Genomic DNA, 18,509 nt, shown 5'->3' with positions numbered 1-18,509 from the left:
GAGCCCGCATAAGGGCACCGACCACAGGGAGCCAACCAGCATGTCGCACCACCTCGACACACCGCTCGCCCGGCAGAACGGCCAGCTCTTCATCGACGACCTGTACGTGTTTCCGGGGCACGAGAGCACGGTGTTCGTCATGGACGTCAACTCGACGATCACCGAGCCGGACGTCCAGCCCGGCTTCCATCCCGAGGCCCGCTACGAGTTCAAGGTGCACGTCGACGGCGCGCAGACCGAGACCCTCACCTACCGGGTGTCCTTCGACGAGCGCGAGGTGTACGGCGGTCAGCCCCTGGCAGTGCACGTGCTGACCGGTGACGACGCCGGTAAGGACGACGCCGAGGGCGAGCTCGTCCTGCAGGGCGACGCCGGTCAGCCGGTCGAAGGGCCGGGCATCCGGCTGTGGGCCGGGAGGATCGCCGACTCCTTCTACATCGACCTGGCGCTGCTGGCTCGGGTGAACGCCGCCGTACACGATGGGACCGCTGTCGACCTGTCCGGCTGGCAGCCCGAGCAGGCGCAGAACAGCTTCACCGGCACCACGGTCGAGTCGATCGTGCTGGAGGTCTCGCACCAGCATCCGGTGCTGCGGCCGGGCGCCCGGATCGGCGTCTGGTGCACCACGAAGCTGGCCACCGACGCCGGCGGGTGGCGGCAGGTCAACCGCGCCGGTCACCCGATGATGTGGCCGATCTTCTGGCCCGACGACACCCGGTTCACCTACCCGGCCAACACCCGGCACCCCTCCCAGGACTTCGAGGCCGACGGCAAGAACCTGGCCTCCCGGGTCGCCGCGGTCGTCGCAGCCGGCGGCACGTCGGACGATCCCCACGGGTACGGCGAAACCGTCACCCGCCAACTGTTCCCCGACGTCCTCCCCTACGTCGTCGGCACCCCGGCGACCTTCGGCTTCGCCACCCGCAACGGCCGCACCCTCGCCGACAACGCCCCCGAGGTCATGCTCTCGCTGGTCGCCGGCACCGCAATCCCCTCCGGCCTGAAGCCCGCCGTCTCGGCCCGCCTCCGCCAGCCGAACTTCCCGTACGTCGTCCCCGCCTGACGCTGCAGGTGGCTAGCGTGGTGGCGATGACCCTCCCGGAATCGTCAGAGGTGACGAAGTCATCAGCTTGGCGTTTCAGCCTAGGGGCGGCGGCGGGTCGGCGCTGGTTGTCGGGCGACTCGGCGGCCGGTGTCGGACTGCCAGTAGAGGACCGAGCGGCCGGAGCGGCGGCGGTCGAGCAGGCCCGCGTCGGTCAGCACGCGGAGATGGTCCGACACCGTGGCCAGCGACAGACCGGTCGTGGCGACCAGGACCGTCGTGCTGACCGGGTCGGCCGCCTCGACCAGGATCCGCGCGCGGTTGCGGCCGAGCAGCTGCACCAAGGGCTCGGCCGGGGTTTCGGCGCCGGCGAAGATCCCGGTGACCGGATAGGTCAGCGCGAACCGGTCCGGCTTGCGCCACGAGACGTTGACGCCTCTGGTGTGGGCAGCGATGAACATCAGGTCCTGCCCGCGGACATCTGTGGTCGGGTAGTCCCAGCGGTTGACCTGGATCCGGCCGTCGCCGAGCCAGCGAACGTCCGGGCCGAGCCCACGCAGCACGCCTGACCAACCGTGCTCACTCAGCCGGGACGTCCGGGACACGATGTCGGCCTGGAGCAGCCGCAACCGCCGCGGCCACTCGGGCTCGATCGTCTCCGTCCAGATCCACGTCAGCAGCTCGGCCGCCTGCCCGGCCAGGCCGGTCGACTCGCGCAGGATGTCCGGCAACGGCGTTCGTACGACGCTCAGGTCGGCGCGGATGTGGTCGTCGTCCAGGCTGGTCAGCAGCCCGAGCTCGTCGGCCAGCTCCTGGTCCGGCTCGAGCGGCGGCACGGTGAGGAAGTCGGCCACCCAGCTGCGGCCGAACGCGTTGTCGACGATCGCCGCCCAGACCGGGTGCTGCTGCAACTGGGCCTGGAACGCGGTGACGTGAGCGTCCTTCCACGCGCGGTACCAAGGCTCGGTCGGCGCCCGCAGCATCTTCAGCGCGGACACCGTCTCGGTGAGCTGCGACGTGCCGAACCGGGCGTTCGCCAGGGTGTCGGCATCGACCAGGAACTCGGACAACGTTTCGCCTCCACCCGAAACTGTAGGCGGTCGGGCGGCCTCCGTCGATGCTCACTGCCATGACGACGTACCGGCAGCTCTTCAGCAATCGGGAGTTCCGCAGCCTGTGGATCGGGAGTGCGCTCGGCAACGCTTCGGCGACCATGACGAGCCTCACGCTGGCGCTGATGGTCGACGCCGCGACCGGGTCCGCGTTGCTCGCGGCGATGGTGATGTTCGGGCCGTCGCTGGCCCAGGTGCTGGGTGCGTCGACGCTGATGTCGGCCGCGGACACCGCGCGGCCGCGCCGGGTGCTGACGCTGCTCGCCGGATTGTCGACAATCGCCGCGGCCATCCAGGCCGCCTTCGACCTCGGCGCCGGGATCCGGCTGCTCCTCACGCTGCTGGTGGCCTACGGCCTGTCGATCGGTTCCGGTGTCCGCTCCGGACTGCTGAACGAGGTGGTCGGCCAGGACCAGTTCGTCCTCGGCCGCTCGGCGATGAACCTGTCGGTCGGCGCGATGCAGATCGCCGGCTTCGGCACGGCGGGATTGTTGCTCCAGGCCCTCAGTCCGGCCGAGGTCCTCTGGCTGGCGGCGACCTGCTCGGCGCTGGCCATCCCGGTGATCCGGTTCGGCCTGCTCGATCGCAAGCCGCGGCGCCTGGCCCGCACCAGCCTGATGGAGACCTGGCGTGGCAATCGGCGGTTGCTCGGCCAGGCCCGGACCCGCCCGTTGCTGCTGGCACTGACTCTTCCCAACGGCCTCGTCGTCGGGTGCGAGGCGCTCTTCGTCCCGTACGCCGGTTCGGACGCCGGCTGGCTGCTGGCCGCGGGAGCCGCCGGCATGATGACCGGCGACCTGGTCGTCGGCCGCTTCCTCAGCCGCTCCGGCCGTCGCACGGCCGGCCGCTGGCTGCGCATCCTGCTCGCCGTGCCGTTCCTAGGCTTCGCGTTCGACCTGCACATCGCCGTACTGGCCGGGCTCGTCGCGCTCGGCAGCAGCGGTTATGCGGCATCGCTGTCCCAGCAGGAGGTTCTCGTCGACCTGACGCCGACGGACCTCCGCGGGCAGGTGCTCGGACTGGAGTCGGCGCTACGGATGACGACGTTCGGCGTCGTCGCGATCCTGGCCGGCGCGTTCGCCGACCTCACCTCCCCCGCCCCGGCGATCACCGCCTTCGCCGCCGCGTCGCTGCTGGTCTCCCTCGTCCTCACCCGGCCGCTGTCGCGGGTGATGAACCCCGCCGCCCGGATAGGCTCGCCACATGGAGGTAGTGCGGCTGCGGAGGGTCTCGAGCCGTACTCCTTCTTCGGTGGCTCTCGCCGATCCGGCCGCTGATGACGCTGCTGTCCAACGAGCACTCGCCGGCCGACAACGCCGTACCGCTCACTCTGCTGACGGCGTTGTCGGCGGTCATCCTGGGCGCCGCGATCCTTGCGACCCGCGTGCTGGCGGATCGCAAGGAGTGATCAGCGGCTGAAGCCGGCGGTCAGGCCGCTGAGGAGCTGGCGGCGACCGATGGCGTAGAGGAGGATGATCGGCAACGTGCTCAGCATGACCGACGCCAGCACAGCCGGGATGTTGACGCTGAACTGTCCCTGGAACGTCCAAAGGCCGAGCGGAAGCGTGCGCTTGTCCGGGCTCTGGGTCAGGATCAGCGGCAGCAGGAAACCGTTCCAGACGCCCAGACCGTTGTAGATGGCGACCGTCACGAGCGCCGGCCGGGTCAGCGGCAGGGCGAGCTTGCGGAGCATGTCCCACTCGCTCGCGCCGTCGACCCGCATCGACTCGAACAGTTCCTTCGGCACGTCCCGGATGAAGTTCGTCAGCACCAGCACCGACAGCGGGATCGCGAACGCGACCGACGGCAGGATGATCGCCAGCAGGCTGTCGTACAGGCGCATCCGGATGATCAGCAGGTAGACCGGGATGACCGTGGCCTGCAGCGGGATCGCCAGACCCATCAGGAACATGCCGTTGATCCCGGCCAGGAACCTGCTGCCGGCGCCACGGACGATCGCGTACCCGGCCATGAACGCGATCGCGACGGCCGGGACCACGGTGCCGACCGTGACGATGACGCTGTTCAGGAAGTACTGGCCGAAGTCGTTCTCGATCACCAGTCTGTAGTTCGCCAGCGTCGGGTCGGCCGGCAGCGCGAACGGGTTCTGGCTGAAGTACGCCGTCTGGTCCTTGAAGCTGGTCACCACGATCCAGTACAGCGGGACCATCACGATCACCAGCCACAACCAGGCCGCGGCGCCGCCGAACCAGTTGAGGTGCAGGAGCTTGCGGACGTTCAGGCGTGCACGGGAGGTACGGCGGCCGGCAGTCTGCGCCTCGGTGGTCACCACAGCCATGTCACGCACCTTCCTGCTGGCTGGCCGTCAAGCTCCCGCCGATCCTTCGCAGCACCAGCGCGAGTGCCAGGCCGAACAGCACCAGCAGGACGGCGATCGCACTCGCCGGCCCCATCAGGTTCGCCTGGAAACCACGCTTGTACATGTCGAGCGCGAGCACCCGGGTGGCGTCACCGGGACCGCCCGCGGTGAGCACGAAGATCAGGTCGAAGAAGGTCAGCGAACCCACCAGGATCAGCGTCGACGACGTGATGATCGTGTACTTCAGCTGCGGCACGGTGATGCTGAAGAACTGCCGGACCCGGCCGGCGCCGTCGATCGCCGCGGCCTCGTACATCGAGGTCGGGATCTGCCGCACCCCGCCTTGGTAGATGAGGGAGTGGAACGGGATGAACTGCCAGGACACCACGAAGACGACCACGCCGAGGGCGAGGGTCCCGTTGCCGAGCCAGTCCTGGGTGAGGAAGCCGATCTTCAGCCCGGGGCCGAGCCCGAAGTTCGGGTCGAGCAGGGCCTTGTAGGTGATCGCGATCGCGGCCGAGCTGAGCAGCAGCGGGATGAAGAACAGCACTGCCAGGAAACCGCGGTAACGCTGCCGGCCGGCCAGGAAGGTGCCGATCAGCATGCTGATCGGCGTCTGCACCACCCAGGACAGGATCATGATCTCGAACGTCACCCAGATGGTGTGTGGCAGCGCGGGATCGTCGAGCACCGAGCGCCAGCTGTCGAACCCGGCCGGGTGGATGGCGCCGAGACCGTCCCACTGGGTGAAGCTGAGGAACAGCACGCCGAACAACGGCACGACACCGAAGGCGATGAACATGATCAGCGCGGGCAGCGCCATCCACGCGACGGAACCGCTCCGCCCGGCACCACCGGACGGAGCTTTGCGAGCAGCGCCCGGCAGGACGGGCGGAGCGGTTACGGTCACTGGCCGATCACCGCGTTCATGCTGTCGGCGAACTGCTGGGGGGAGATCGACAGCTGGAACAGCTTGGCGATGTTGTCGAGCAGCGTCTCGGCCTGGGTCGGGCTGAGCGCCTGGTCCCAGGACTGCTGGAAGCTCTTCGCGTTGGCCGAGGTGTCGTAGACGAAGTTCAGCCACTCGGAGTCGTTCTGGTCCGTCACCGAGGACAGCTTGTCCTTGGCGCTGGTCACCACCGGGATGTTGCCGGACTTCACCCAGGCCTCGACCGAGGCGTCGTCGAGGGTGTTGTTGGCCAGGAACTTCTTCGCGGTCTCCTTCTCGCCCGCGCTGGCCTTGGAGGAGATGGACAGGTACTGACCGGGGTTGCCGACCGTGTTGCTCGGGTCGCCCTTGCCGCCGTCGACCGGCGGGAAGTTCATGTAGCCGAGGTGCCCGCCGGTGACGAAGTCGCCGCCGGACGCCTTCATGTTGCCGTAGGTCCAGGCGCCGTGCAGCATCATCGCGGCCTTGCCGGTGAACAGCAGGGCCTGGTCGGCGTTGGAGTCGGCGGTGATCGAGGAGAAGCCCTTGATGAAGCCGTTGGCCTTGATCAGCTTCTGCATCTCCTCCAGCGCCTTCAGCGCCGACGGGTCCGACCAGCTGTTCGGCTTGCCGTCGAAGATGTTCTGGAACACCTCGGCGCCGCCGATCCGGTCGAACAGGAACTCCAGCCACATCATGTTGGTCCAGCGCGACTGGCCGCCGAGCGAGAACGGCGCGATGCCGGCGTTGTTGAACTTCGGCACCAGGTCCATGATGTCGTTCCAGGACTTGGGCGGCTCGGCGCCGACCTTCTCGAAGGACCGCTTGTCGTAGAACAGCACGATCGGCGTCGTGGTCTCGACCGGCATCGCGTAGATCTTGCCGCCGACCGTCGCGGCGCCGAAGGCGGACGGGAAGATCGACTTCTTCAGCTCCGACTGCTCCTCGAACCAGGACGTCAGGTCCTCGACCTGGTTGGCGTCGACGTAGCTCTTCAGGCCACCGCCGCCCCAGCCCCAGATCAGCGTCGGCCCCTGGCCGGCCCCGATCGCGGTCTTGATCTTCTGCTTGAACGCGTCGTTCTGGAACTCGGTGAACTTGATCTGCGTGCCCGAGTTCGCGTCGTTGAACCGCTTGACCTGCGCCTCCCGGATCGCCTGCTGCGGCTGGCCGGTCAGGAACCAGTACGTCGCGCCGCTGCCGGCCGCCGCACCACCCGTGGAGCTGCCGGAGCTCTGTGGGCCGGAAGTACCGCAGGCAGCAAGGCCGGCCGCGAGCGCGCCGCCGCCGACCAAGCCGAGAAAGGAACGCCGAGATGTCGTCATGGGATCCACAGTGATCTCCGTACTCCAGGCCGCGGACCCGCTCCACGGCGCGTGGCTGTCGGGGCGCTCAACGCCCCCCGATTAAGACTATGTTTCGTAACGTAGATTTCGAGAGTTTCGCTGTCAAGACTTGAACTACCGTCAGTTTGGGGTCACAGTGAGGTCACGGATTCCCTGTTGTCACAGGCGATCCACAGACTTCCAGAGCATCGTGACGAGAGCGGCGAACCGCCTCCGAAACATCGAAAAGTTTTCGATACTTTGTCACGGCAAAGAGCCCAGGTTAAGGGAGAATTTCTTGTCCACGCCGACCTCCTCCACCTCGCCGGACCGTCCCTGGCTCGACACCGCGCTGGCGCCCGAGAAGCGCGCCGAGCTGCTCCTGCAGGCGATGACGCTGGCCGAGAAGGTCGCGCAGCTCGGCAGCCGGTGGGCCGGCAACGACATGGCCGACCACGAGCTCCCCGAAGAGGAGACGATCAACGTCGCGCCGATGGAGGACGTGTTCGCGGCCGGCGGTTCACTGTCGCTGGCGGAGGCGAGCCGGCACGGCCTCGGCCACCTGACCCGGGTCTGGGGCAGCGTCCCGCAGTCGGTGGAGCACGGTGTCGAGGAGCTGATCCGCCAGCACCAGGTTGTGCTGGAGGGATCCCGGCTCGGCGTCCCGGCCCTGGTGCACGAGGAGTGCCTCACCGGCTTCACGACGTACGGCGCGACCGTGTACCCGGCGTCGATCGCCTGGGGCGCCACGTTCGACCCCGAGCTGGTCGAGCGGATGGCCGCGGCGATCGGGCGCGACATGGCCGCGGTCGGTGTCCACCAAGGCCTGTCGCCGGTGCTGGACGTCGTACGCGACTATCGCTGGGGCCGCGTCGAGGAGACGATCGGTGAGGATCCGTACCTGGTTGCGATGCTCGGGTCGGCGTACGTCCGCGGGTTGCAGAGCGCCGGCGTGATCGCGACCCTGAAGCACTTCGCCGGGTACTCGGCGTCCAGGGCCGGGCGCAACCACGGTCCGGTGTCGATGGGGCGTCGTGAGCTGCTCGACTTCATCCTGCCGACGTTCGAGACCGCGATCGCGACGGCCGGCGCGGGCTCGGTGATGAGCTCGTACTCCGACATCGACGGACTGCCGGCGAGTGCGGATCCGTGGCTGTTCACCGACGTACTGCGCACGGAGTGGGGTTTCGGCGGCACGGTCGTCTCGGACTACTGGGCGGTGCCGTTCCTCTCCTCGATGCATCGGGTCGCGGCCGACAACGCGGACGCCGGCGTGGTCGCGCTGACGGCCGGCACCGATGTCGAACTGCCGGACACCATCGGGTTCGCCGGCCTGCTCGACAAGGTGCAGTCGGGCGTGATCTCCGAGGAACTGATCGATCGCGCGGCCCGGCGGTTGCTGCTGCAGAAGGTCGAGCTCGGCCTGCTCGATCCCGACTGGACCCCGGAGGGTTCGGTGCGCGCGGGCGGCGTCGACCTCGACTCGGCCGAGAACCGGGAGATCGCCCGGCAGCTCGCCGAACGCTCGGTCATCCTCCTCGACGCGGGTACGGCGTTGCCGCTGACGACCGACCTGCGCAAGCTCGCGGTGGTCGGGCCCTGCGCGGGCGACCAGCGCACGCTGATGGGCTGCTACGCCTTCCCGAACCATGTGCTCCCCCGCTACCCAGACCGCGGTTTCGGGATCGACGTGCTCAGCCCGATCGATGCCCTGCGCAACGAGATCGGCGCGGTGGAGCTCGTGCACGCCAAGGGTTGTGAGGTCACCGGCGACGACCGGTCCGGTTTCGAGGCCGCGGTCGCGGCGGCGCGGGAGGCCGAGCTGTGCATCGCGTACGTCGGGGATCGCTCCGGACTGTTCGGACACGGCACGTCCGGCGAAGGCTGTGACGCCGAGGACCTGCGGCTGCCCGGCGTACAGGGTGAGCTGCTCGACCAGCTGCTCGACACCGGTACGCCGGTCGTCGTGGTGGTCGTCTCCGGCCGGCCGTACGCACTCGGCGACTACGCGGACCGGGTCGCCGGGCTGGTCCAGGCGTTCCTTCCCGGCCAGGAGGGTGCGGCCGCGATCGCCGGCGTACTGACTGGGCGGATCATGCCGAGCGGCAAGCTGCCGGTGCAGATCCCGCGGCACGTCGGTGGGCAGCCGGGCACGTACCTGCAGCCCGCGCTCGGCAGTGTCGAGAGCGCCGGGATCAGTGGGCTGGAGGCGCGGCCGCTGTTCCCGTTCGGGTACGGGTCGTCGTACACCAGCTTCGAGGTCGGCGACCTGCGAGTCAGCGCGACAGAGATCGGGAACGACGGTGAGTTCACCGCGACCGTCCGGGTCCGCAACACCGGCGCCCGGGCCGGCGATGAGGTCGTCCAGCTGTACCTGCACGATCTGGTGGCCCGGATCGCCCGGCCGCTGAAGCAGCTGACCGGGTTCGCCCGGGTGTCGCTGGAGCCGGGCGACGCCACCGATGTCACCTTCCGTGTCCACGCGGATCGCACCGCGTACACAGGGCCGGACCTGCGACGGATCGTCGAGCCGGGTGACGTCGAGGTGATGATCGGCACGTCGTCGCTGGACCTGCCGTGTCGGACTTTTGTCCGGGTTACCGGGGATGTGAGGGTGGTGGGACACGATCGCGTGCTGACCACCCCGGTCGAGCTGACGCCGGTGGTGACCGAGGGAGCAGGAGGAGGGTGATGGGATGCCGCGGTTGAAGGGTCGCGTCACCCTGGCCACCGTGGCCGGCACGGCCGGCGTATCGGTCGCCACGGTCTCCAAGGTGCTCAACGGGCGCAGCGACGTCTCGCCGGCCACCCGGGCCCGGGTCCAGGACATCCTCGAGAAGCACGGGTACGTCGGCCGCCGGCCGGAGCCTGTGGAGCGCGACACCGTCGAGCTCTTCTACCAGGGTGTGGTGAACGCGTACTCGGTCGAGGTGATCCAGGGGGTCGTCGAGGCCGGGCAGGTCGCCGGCGTGGACGTCGTACTGAACGCCCATCCCCCGCACCCGCAGACCTCGAGCAGTGGCCGCGCGGCGCGGTGGATCCGTGAGCTGATCGGCAACGGGCGGCGCGCCGCGATCGGCATCACCAGCGAGCTGGCGGATGCCGACCTGGCCGCGTTGTCCCGGGCGCGGCTGCCGCTGGTGGTCGTCGACCCGGCCAACATCCCGCAGCCGGACGTGACAAGCGTCGGCTCGACCAACTTCGCCGGCGGGATGGCGGCCACCCAGCACCTGCTCTCCCTCGGCCACCACCGGATCGCGTACGTCGGCGGTCCGCCGACCTCAGGCTGCAACCAGGCCCGGATGAGTGGGTTCCGCAGTGCTATGGAGGCCGTCGGCGCGCCGGTCCCGCCGGACTACATCTGGCTGCGGGACTTCCTGTACGACGACGGCCTGGCCGGTGGCGCCGCCATGCTCGACCTGCCGGACCGGCCGACCGCGATCTTCGCCGGCAGCGACGAGGTCGCGCTCGGCATCCTGGAGGCGGCGCGTGCCCGCGGCCTGCGCGTCCCGGAGGACCTCAGCGTGGTCGGCTTCGACGACACCGAGGTCGCCCGGCTCGCCTCTCCCCCACTCACCACGGTGAAGCAACCGCTGCGCGAGATGGGCGCCGTGGCCCTGCGCACCGCCCTGCAACTGGCCGCCGGCGAGAAGGTCGACTCCCACCACGTGGAGCTGGCCACCTCCCTCATCATCAGGTCGTCAGCCGCCCCCAACCACTACCCGCGGCCTAGAGCCGCCGATCAGCCGGCCTAGTCCTCCACGACGCGAGGGCGAGGAGGCCGAACGCGGTCGGCGCGACCATGCCGCCCGGGTGGTGCGCGGCGAGGTTCGATGCCGCCGCCCCGGTCATGTTGATGACGACTCCGGCGTACGCCCACTCCTTCAGCCGCGGCAGCCTCGGAGACAGCAGCACGACCGCGGCCGCGACCTTCGCCGTACCGAGGATGGTGGCCAGGTAGCTCGGGTAGCCGAGGTCACGGAGCATCGGGTAGAAGGGCGCCATCCGGAACAGGTCCATCGTGCCGCCGACGGCGCACTCGCCGGTGACGATCGCTGTCACGATCCAGTAGGTCCGGTTGCGCATCACGACTCACCTGCCATCGGTACGGGTCCGTACTCTTATCTATCGGTACGATAGCGTTTCGATGGAGGTGGATCAATGGCCGGAGTCTCCCGCGGCGACGGTGCGCGGCAGCGGATGCTGACTGCTGCGCTGGAGGTCCTGGACGAGGCCGGGCTGGCCGGCTTCACGATGGAGGCCGTCGCCCGCCGGGCCGGGGCGAGCAAAGCGACGCTCTACCGGCGCTGGCCGACCACCGGAGCGCTGCTGATCGACGCGATGGACGCCACGTTCCGGCCGTTCCCGGTCCCGGACACCGGCCGGGTCGAGTCCGACGTCGCGGAGCTGCTGACCGCGTTCGTCACCATGCTCGAGCACACTCCGTTCCCCCGGCTGCTGGCCGCCTTCATCGATGCCGCCGAGCGGGATCCGGCGCTGGCCCGGCTGCACGCCGAGCTGACGCACCGCCGCCGGGAGCCCCTGCTCGCGGTGCTGGAGCGTGCCCGCGAGCGCAGCGAGCTTCCCGCGGACACCGACCCCGAGCTGACCACGGACCTGCTCACCAGCCCGTTCTTCTACCGGCGGTTCGTTGCCCACCGCCCCATCCCCCCGGCCATGGTCGGGGACGTGGTCGGCCGGGTGCTGTCGCGCTGAAAAGATTGCCTGGTCCGCCGATTCGGCGTACCGTTGTGTGTTTGTGCGGAGACATAAAAAAAGATGCCCAGGTGGGGCATCTAATACCAGATTAGCAGGAAATTCCGCTCTGTGCAAACACCAATTGGGGGCAGTGTGACGGACGAGGTGCTGGTGCGCGAGATCGCCGCAGAACAAGGCGATGTGACGAGGATGTACGACCGGCTCGACGTTCTCCGCGAGCGGGCCCGTGGGGAATTGGCGCGGGTTCAGCTGGAGGAGACGACGCAGACCGAGCAGGCCTGGGCCGAACGCGACTCATTCACCGATCTGTTCGCCGGGCGGTTCTCGCAATTGTCGTCGGTGGAACGCGGGTTGTGTTTCGGCCGGATCGACACCGGCGACGGCGCCCGCTTCCACGTCGGCCGCATCGGGCTGTTCGACGAGGACTACGACCCACTCCTGATCGACTGGCGGACACCCGTCGCGCAGGTGTTCTACCGCGCGACTCCGGCCGACCCGCTCGGCGTCACCCGGCGCCGGCACATCCGGCTGCACGGCCGCACGGTGATCGGTGTCGACGACGACGTGCTGGACCTCGAGGCACTCGGCGACACCGAGCGCCAGACGCTGATCGGCGAGGCCGCGCTGATGGCGTCGCTCGACGCCAGCCGCACCGGCCGGATGAACGAGATCGTCGCGACGATCCAGTCCGAGCAGGACGAGATCATCCGGTCCGGCCTGCCCGGCGTCCTGGTGGTCCAGGGCGGTCCGGGCACCGGCAAGACCGTGGTCGCGCTGCACCGCGCGGCGTACCTGCTCTACACGTATCGCGAGCAGTTGTCGCGGAGCGGCGTACTGGTCGTCGGGCCGAACGCGACCTTCCTGCACTATATCGATCAGGTCCTCCCCTCGCTCGGGGAGACCGATGTCGTGCTGGCGACGGTCGGCGAGCTCTACCCGGGCGTGGACGCGACCGGGGCGGAGTCCCGGACGGCTGCCCGGGTCAAGGGTGACGAGGCGATGGCCGACGTACTCGCGCGGGCCGTGCGTGACTTCCAGTTGGTGCCGACGGCCCCGATCGAGCTGAAGGTGGACCAGCACGAGCTGGTGCTGCGGCCGAGCGTCGTACGGAAGGCTCGGGAGCGGGCGCGGGCCACGGACCGGCCGCACAACCGGGCTCGGCTCGTCTTCGTGCGCGCGATCCTGACGGCGTTGACCAACCAGATCGCCGATCGGCTCGGGCGGCAGTATCTCGGGACCGAGGACATCGAGGACATCCGCAAGGAGCTGACCGAGGACGACAAGGTTCAGGCGCTGCTGGTCCGGCTCTGGCCCGAGCTCACGCCGCAGATCCTGGTGTCCGTGCTGCTGTCGTCGCCGGAGCGGCTCAGGGCCGCGGCGCCGCACCTGACCGAGGACGAGCTGGCAGCGGTACGGCGGCCGGTCGACGCCGAGTGGACGCAGTCCGACGTCGCGCTCCTCGACGAGGCGGCCGAGCTGCTCGGCGACACCGACGGAACTGTTGCCGCGCGCAACCGAAAGGAGGCGGACGACGCGGCCGCCGAACAGTCCCATTGGGAGTACGCCCGGGGCGTGATCGACATCGAGCTCACCGCCGACCGGATCACCATCGAGCCGTGGGAGATCGAGGAGTTCGCCGCGCTCGTCCACCACCGGACGCAGCTGATCGAGAACCCCGGCACAGTGGCCGAACGGGCCGCGTCGGATCGCACCTGGGTGTTCGGGCACGTCATCGTGGACGAAGCGCAGGAGCTGTCCGCGATGGACTGGCGGATGCTGATGCGCCGGTGCCCACGGCGCTCGATGACGCTGGTCGGTGACGTCGCGCAGACCGGCTCGGCGGCCGGGATCGCCTCGTGGGCGGACGTTCTGGACAAGTACGCGCCGCGGCGGTGGCGGAGCGCGGAGCTGACGGTGAACTACCGCACGCCCACCGAGATCATGGCCGTCGCCGCGAACGTGCTGGCCGCGATCGATCCGGCGCTCAGCCCACCGGCCTCGGTCCGCGAGACCGGGACCCAGCCGTGGCTCGACTCGGTGCCCGCGGACGCGTTCGTGGACGCGCTCGTCACCACGATCAGGTTCGAGCGCCAGGCGATCGACGACGGCAGGCTTGCGGTCATCGTCCCGACCTCGCGGTACGACGAGTTGGCCGCCGTACTCCCGGACGTTGCCCACGGCCACGACCCGTCCGTCCTCGACGCCGGCGCCGCGCTGCTCGACGTGGCCCAGTCCAAAGGCCTCGAGTTCGACGCCGTGCTGATCGCCGACCCCGCCACCATCATCACCGACTCCACCCGCGGCCTGTCCGACCTCTACGTAGCGATCACCCGAGCCACCAAACGACTCACCATCCTCACCCCGGGTCCGCTCCCACCGGCGCTGCGTTGACCAGCGGCGCGATCACCGCTCGGGAGTGAGCCGTCACGGTGGGTGAGATCTTTGGGCAATTGAGTAAAGTCCGTAACGAAAAGGCTCCCGGAAAGCCCGGTCCTCACGTAATCTGCCGGACCATGCACAGAGGCGAGCCCGCCCGGCCCAACGTTGCGCAATCGGTGATCCTGTTCCTGCTGGTCAGCGGTCTCTGCGGCGCACTCGTCGCCGGCTTGGCCCTTCCGTTCGCCGGTCTGGCCGGCGTCACCACGGAGAAGGCGCACGACACTGTGCAGTACCTTCCGCAGGACCTGCAGACGGCGCCGCTGGCCCAGAAGAGCCAGATCCTGGCCGCCGACGGCTCGCTGATCGCCACGCTGTACCAGGAGAACCGCACCCCGGTCACGCTGAAGCAGATCAGCCCGGTGATGCTGAAGGCGATCATCGCGATCGAGGACGACCGCTTCTACCAGCACGGGGCGCTGGACGCCAAGGGCACGCTGCGCGCCCTGCTGCGCAACCAGTCGCAGGGATCGGTCCAGCAGGGCGGCTCCAGCATCACCCAGCAGTACGTGAAGCTCAGCCTGGTCGCCAAGGCGCGCACGCCGGAGGAGATCCAGGCCGCCACCGCGGAGACCTACGAGCGCAAGGTCGCCGAGCTCCGCTACGCGATCGCGGTCGAGAAGCAGTACTCCAAGGACGAGATCCTCAACCGCTACCTGAACCTGGCCTTCTTCGGCGACCGCTCGTACGGCGTCGAGGCGGCGGCGATGCACTACTTCGGGGTGCACGCGGCCAAGCTCAACCTGCCGCAGGCCGCGCTGCTGGCCGGCCTGGTGAAGAACCCGACCGGCTACAACCCGACCAACAACCCGAAGCGGGCCAAGGAGCGCCGCGACGTGGTGCTGCGCCGGATGCAGGAGCTGAACGTCATCTCGGCCAAGGAGGCCCGGGACGCGATCAAGACGCCGGTGATCGACCCGGCCAAGGTCCGCAACGTGCCGAGCGGCTGCGCGAACTCGAAGTACCCGTTCTACTGCGACTACGTCGTGGCGCAGCTGAAGGCGAACCGCGTCTTCGGCAAGACCCCGGAGGACGCCGAGAACTACATCGAGACCTCCGGCCTGATCGTGCGGACCGCGCTGGACCCGAAGATGCAGAAGGCGGCCGAGGCCTCGATCAAGAAGCACTCGAAGCCGACCGACTCCGCGGTCGCCGCGATCACTCTGGTCGAGCCCGGCACCGGCCTGGTGAAGGCGATGGCGCAGAGCCGGACGTACGGCAGCAAGAAGGGCCAGACGTCGTACAACTACAACGTCGAGAAGTCCTACGCCGGCGGGTTCGGCGGCTTCCAGAACGGCTCGACGATGAAGGCGTTCACGATCGCGGCCGCGATCGGCAAGGGCGTCCCGATGACGTACCGGATCGCCTCGCCGCAGACGCTCGACCTGCGCGGCGTGCGGTTCAGCACCTGCAACGGCCCCACGTCGGACCCGACGTACCACCCGAAGAACTCGACCAAGACGGTCGCGGACCCGTCGATGCTGGACGCCGCCAAGGCCTCGACGAACACCTACTTCCTGCAGCTGTCCAAGCAGATCGGCCTGTGCCCGATCGCGACCATCGCGCAGAAGCTCGGCATGTACGACGCCCAGACGATGGAACCGCTGAAGCAGGTCGTCTCGTACACCCTCGGGCCGGGTCTGGTCAGCCCGCTGATGGTCGCCAACGCGTACGCGACGTTCGCGGCCCGCGGCATGTACTGCAAGCCGCAGGTGGTCACCGCGATCACCAGCAGCCGGGGCAAGTCCATTCCCACCCCGGGCCCGAGCTGCAAGCGCGCCCTGTCGCCGACGGTCGCCGACGGCGTCAGCTACGTGCTGCAGCAGGTGATGGGACCTGGCGGCACCGGCTCCAAGCTGAAGTTCGGCAAGAGCGACCTGGCCGGCAAGACCGGTACGACGGACGACAACAAGGCGGTCTGGTTCGCGGGCTACTCGACCAAGCTGGCCGCCGCGTCGGTCGTGGCCGACGCCGATCCGCCGGCCGAGAACCTGATCGGACAGACGCTGAACGGGAAGAAGATGCGCGACGCGTCGGGTTCCGGCACGGCGGGACCGATCTGGGAGTCCGCGATGCAGGCCGCGCTGCAGGGCCTGCCGACGAGCAAGTTCGTGAAGCCGGACGACAAGACGATCCGTGGCGACGTGAAGGATCTGCCGTACCTGAAGGGGATGCCGCCGGCCGAGGCGATCGCCAAGCTGGCGCAGCTGGGCTTCAAGGCGCAGGTCGCGCCGGAGCCGGTGGACTCGGACGCGCAGGCGGGCATGGTCGCCTTCACCACCCCGCGGCAGGAGGACGGCGCGCCGGCCGGTGCGATCGTGACGTTGCACCTGTCCAACGGCAGCAAGGCGCAGCCGCCGACGCCGCCGGTGACACCGCCCACGCCGCCGATGACACCACCGACGATCAAGCCGCCGGGCTTCCCGACCTGCCCGCCGTGGGACCCGAAGTACCCCAACTGCCGGCGCGGTCGCTGACCGGTCTGTGGATATCTTCGGCACGCCGGTGTGGTGAGTCACTAGGCTATGGCCGTTCAACCGGCCGTTCGAGCCAAGCTGAAGGGAAAGCCAGTGACCGTCGATGAGCTGCAGCGCGCCCGCCAGGAGTACGACGACCTTGTCGCGCGAGGGCTGAAGCTCGACCTCACGCGGGGCAAGCCGTCACCACGACAACTCGACCTGGCGGACGCGATGCTCGACCAACCCGTCGCGCCGGTGTCGGCCGCCGGGGTGGACCTGCGCAACTACGGCGGCCTGGAGGGTCTGCCGGAGCTGCGGGAGATCTTCGCCGGCGCGTTGCAGGTGCCGGTCGACCAGCTGCTTGCGGTCGGCAACTCCAGCCTGGAGCTGATGCACGACGCCGTGGTGTTCTCGCTGCTGGGCGTCGTACCAGGTGCTGAGCGGCGGTGGGTCGACGAGCCGGAGATCACGTTCCTGTGCCCGGTGCCTGGGTACGACCGGCACTTCTCGGTGTGCGAGCGGTTCGGCATCAAGATGGTCCCGGTGCCGATGACGCCGGACGGTCCGGACCTGGACGTCGTCGAGCGGCTGGTCGCGGCCGACCCGCAGGTGAAGGGCATCTGGTGCGTGCCCAAGTACAGCAACCCCGACGGCACGGTGTACTCGGACGAGACGGTGCGGCGGCTGGCGGCGATGGAGACCGCGGCACCGGACTTCCGGATCTTCTGGGACAACGCGTACGCCGTTCACCACCTGACCGACACCGAGACCGAGATCGCCGACGTGCTGGCGTTGTGCGCCGAGCACGGGCACCCGGACCGGGCGTTCGTGTTCGGGTCCAGCTCGAAGATCACCTTCGCCGGGTCCGGGGTCGCCTTCTTCGGGTCCTCCCCCGCCAACGTCGCCTGGTGGCTGAGCCACACCTCGAAGCGCAGCATCGGCCCGGACAAGATCAACCAGCTCCGGCACGTGCAGTTCCTGCGCGACGCCGACGGGCTGCGGGCACACATGCGGAACCTGGCGGAGCTGATCCGGCCCAAGTTCGAGGCCGTCGACAAGATCCTCACCACCGAGCTCGGCGGCACCGACCTGGCCTCCTGGACCAGCCCCGCGGGTGGCTACTTCATCTCCCTCCAGGTCCCGAAGGGCTGCGCCCGCGCGGTCGTCGCGAAGGCGAAGGCCGCCGGCATCGCCCTGACCCCGGCGGGTGCCAGCCACCCGTACGGCGACGACCCGGGCGACCGCACTATCCGCATCGCCCCGACCTACCCCGAGCTGCCCGAAGTCGAGGCAGCCATCTCCGGTCTCGCGACCTGCATCCGCCTCGTCGGCGCCGAGCAGCAGGCGGCCGGCTAGTTGGTGCCAGTGACATCGAGGATGTAGCGCTGGGCCGGGGTCAGACGGTTGTACGTCTCGACGCGGAGGTAGGCCTGCTGATCCAGTTGCTGCGGGAGGTGACGTAGGGCGAAGTAGGAGTGCATCGCCCGGCGCGGTCGGTCGGTGCGGTTCTGGGTGCCGCCGTGCCAGAGGTGGCTGTTGAAGACGACGACAGTGCCGGCCTTGCCGGTCAGCAGAACCTGATCCGGGTGCTCGTCGCCCGGATTCGTCATCTCGTCACCGGGCATGGTGCCGCGCCGGTGCGAGCCGGGCACCACGCGGGTCGCGCCGTTCTCCGGAGTGAAGTCGTCGAGCAGCCAGATCGAGTTGCACACCTCGTACGCGCCGGGCTCGACCGGATGGCCGAAGTCGGCGTGCAGGGCCTGAAGCCCCTGCCCCGGCAGGGCTGCGCGGCTGTTCAGCGACGACAGCCGGAACTCGCCGAGCACATGCTTCATCGCGGCCAGCACGCGCGGGTGGCTGAAGCACACCTCGAACCGCGGGTCCTTGTTGACCAGGTCGGCGAGCCGGTCGGTGCCCTTCTCCTGGTGCACCTCGAGACCCGCTCGGTCGCCCTCGGCGGCGGTGAGCTCGGCCATCCGTTTGTTGAGGCCGGACACCTCCTCCGCGGTGAGGATTCCCTCGAGCGGGAGGAAGCCGTCGCGGTCGAGCCGGTCCTTCTCGGCCTGGGTGAGCACGTCGTCGGTGACGCCGAGGTCGTGCAGTGCGGTTGCCATATCCATAAGCACTCCTTCACAGGTTGCACGAATCGATGTCAGCATCGAGCAGAC

Annotated in this window: 15 protein-coding genes; 9 read left to right on the top strand and 6 right to left on the bottom strand. The window is 69.0% G+C overall.

Annotated features, from left to right (window positions below):
- The first annotated feature begins 40 nt into the window (after window positions 1–40).
- Window positions 41–1,063 (top strand): DUF4331 family protein, encoded by a 1,023-nt coding sequence (locus ACWCOV_RS15550; RefSeq protein WP_449829912.1) that lies wholly within the window; start codon window positions 41–43, stop codon window positions 1,061–1,063.
- An 80-nt stretch (window positions 1,064–1,143) separates the two neighbouring features.
- Here the strand turns inward: ACWCOV_RS15550 and ACWCOV_RS15545 are convergent, their stop codons facing one another.
- On the bottom strand, window positions 1,144–2,112 hold the full coding sequence (locus ACWCOV_RS15545; RefSeq protein ID WP_449829911.1) for an ArsR/SmtB family transcription factor: 969 nt from the start codon (window positions 2,110–2,112) through the stop codon (window positions 1,144–1,146).
- Window positions 2,113–2,171: 59 nt separating this feature from the next.
- On the opposite strand from ACWCOV_RS15545, the gene ACWCOV_RS15540 reads away from it, so the two are divergent.
- Both ACWCOV_RS15540 and ACWCOV_RS15535 read left to right on the top strand, forming a co-directional pair.
- Window positions 2,172–3,431, top strand: a complete 1,260-nt coding sequence (locus ACWCOV_RS15540) for a hypothetical protein (RefSeq protein ID WP_449829910.1) — start codon at window positions 2,172–2,174, stop codon at window positions 3,429–3,431.
- Window positions 3,431–3,562 carry a hypothetical protein gene (locus ACWCOV_RS15535; RefSeq protein WP_449829909.1) on the top strand — a complete coding sequence of 44 codons (132 nt, stop codon included), beginning with the start codon at window positions 3,431–3,433 and terminating at the stop codon, window positions 3,560–3,562. Before ACWCOV_RS15540 ends, ACWCOV_RS15535 begins: the two co-directional genes overlap by 1 nt.
- Here the strand turns inward: ACWCOV_RS15535 and ACWCOV_RS15530 are convergent, their stop codons facing one another.
- From ACWCOV_RS15530 to ACWCOV_RS15520, 3 genes are all read right to left on the bottom strand, one after another.
- Complete coding sequence (locus ACWCOV_RS15530) at window positions 3,563–4,453, bottom strand: carbohydrate ABC transporter permease (RefSeq protein ID WP_449829908.1); 891 nt, start codon at window positions 4,451–4,453, stop codon at window positions 3,563–3,565. It lies immediately after the preceding gene.
- A 1-nt stretch (window position 4,454) separates the two neighbouring features.
- A complete protein-coding gene (locus tag ACWCOV_RS15525) occupies window positions 4,455–5,297 on the bottom strand; it encodes a carbohydrate ABC transporter permease (RefSeq protein ID WP_449829907.1) in 843 nt (280 codons plus the stop codon).
- Between the two features lie 83 nt (window positions 5,298–5,380).
- Complete coding sequence (locus tag ACWCOV_RS15520) at window positions 5,381–6,727, bottom strand: extracellular solute-binding protein (RefSeq protein ID WP_449829906.1); 1,347 nt, start codon at window positions 6,725–6,727, stop codon at window positions 5,381–5,383.
- A gap of 298 nt (window positions 6,728–7,025) precedes the next feature.
- On the opposite strand from ACWCOV_RS15520, the gene ACWCOV_RS15515 reads away from it, so the two are divergent.
- Both ACWCOV_RS15515 and ACWCOV_RS15510 read left to right on the top strand, forming a co-directional pair.
- Window positions 7,026–9,419 carry a glycoside hydrolase family 3 N-terminal domain-containing protein gene (locus ACWCOV_RS15515; protein ID WP_449829905.1) on the top strand — a complete coding sequence of 798 codons (2,394 nt, stop codon included), beginning with the start codon at window positions 7,026–7,028 and terminating at the stop codon, window positions 9,417–9,419.
- A 4-nt stretch (window positions 9,420–9,423) separates the two neighbouring features.
- Window positions 9,424–10,482: a LacI family DNA-binding transcriptional regulator gene (locus ACWCOV_RS15510; RefSeq protein WP_449829904.1), complete on the top strand. Its 1,059-nt coding sequence runs from the start codon at window positions 9,424–9,426 to the stop codon at window positions 10,480–10,482.
- On the opposite strand, the gene ACWCOV_RS15505 is transcribed toward ACWCOV_RS15510, so the two are convergent.
- Window positions 10,457–10,813, bottom strand: coding sequence for a DoxX family protein (locus ACWCOV_RS15505; RefSeq protein WP_449829903.1), 357 nt, complete (start codon window positions 10,811–10,813; stop codon window positions 10,457–10,459). The genes ACWCOV_RS15510 and ACWCOV_RS15505 overlap by 26 nt on opposite strands.
- 75 nt (window positions 10,814–10,888) lie before the next feature.
- On the opposite strand from ACWCOV_RS15505, the gene ACWCOV_RS15500 reads away from it, so the two are divergent.
- The 4 genes from ACWCOV_RS15500 to ACWCOV_RS15485 all read left to right on the top strand — a co-directional run bounded on the left by ACWCOV_RS15500 (window position 10,889) and on the right by ACWCOV_RS15485 (window position 17,697).
- Window positions 10,889–11,443, top strand: a complete 555-nt coding sequence (locus tag ACWCOV_RS15500; RefSeq protein ID WP_449829902.1) for a TetR/AcrR family transcriptional regulator — start codon at window positions 10,889–10,891, stop codon at window positions 11,441–11,443.
- Between the two features lie 135 nt (window positions 11,444–11,578).
- A complete protein-coding gene (locus ACWCOV_RS15495; RefSeq protein WP_449829901.1) occupies window positions 11,579–13,837 on the top strand; it encodes a HelD family protein in 2,259 nt (752 codons plus the stop codon).
- Window positions 13,838–13,959: 122 nt separating this feature from the next.
- Window positions 13,960–16,359, top strand: coding sequence for a penicillin-binding protein (locus ACWCOV_RS15490; protein ID WP_449829900.1), 2,400 nt, complete (start codon window positions 13,960–13,962; stop codon window positions 16,357–16,359).
- A 93-nt stretch (window positions 16,360–16,452) separates the two neighbouring features.
- Window positions 16,453–17,697: an aminotransferase class I/II-fold pyridoxal phosphate-dependent enzyme gene (locus ACWCOV_RS15485; protein WP_449829899.1), complete on the top strand. Its 1,245-nt coding sequence runs from the start codon at window positions 16,453–16,455 to the stop codon at window positions 17,695–17,697.
- Here ACWCOV_RS15485 and ACWCOV_RS15480 read toward each other — a convergent pair.
- Entirely contained in the window at window positions 17,694–18,455 is a 762-nt protein-coding gene (locus tag ACWCOV_RS15480) for a phytanoyl-CoA dioxygenase family protein (RefSeq protein WP_449829898.1), read from the bottom strand. The two genes, ACWCOV_RS15485 and ACWCOV_RS15480, sit on opposite strands and share 4 nt — an antisense overlap.
- Window positions 18,456–18,509 lie beyond the last annotated feature (54 nt).

The organism is Kribbella sp. NPDC002412 (genome assembly GCF_053592935.1).
Note: the sequence above shows the minus strand (reverse complement) of the source record. Positions and strands in the feature narration are given on the sequence as shown.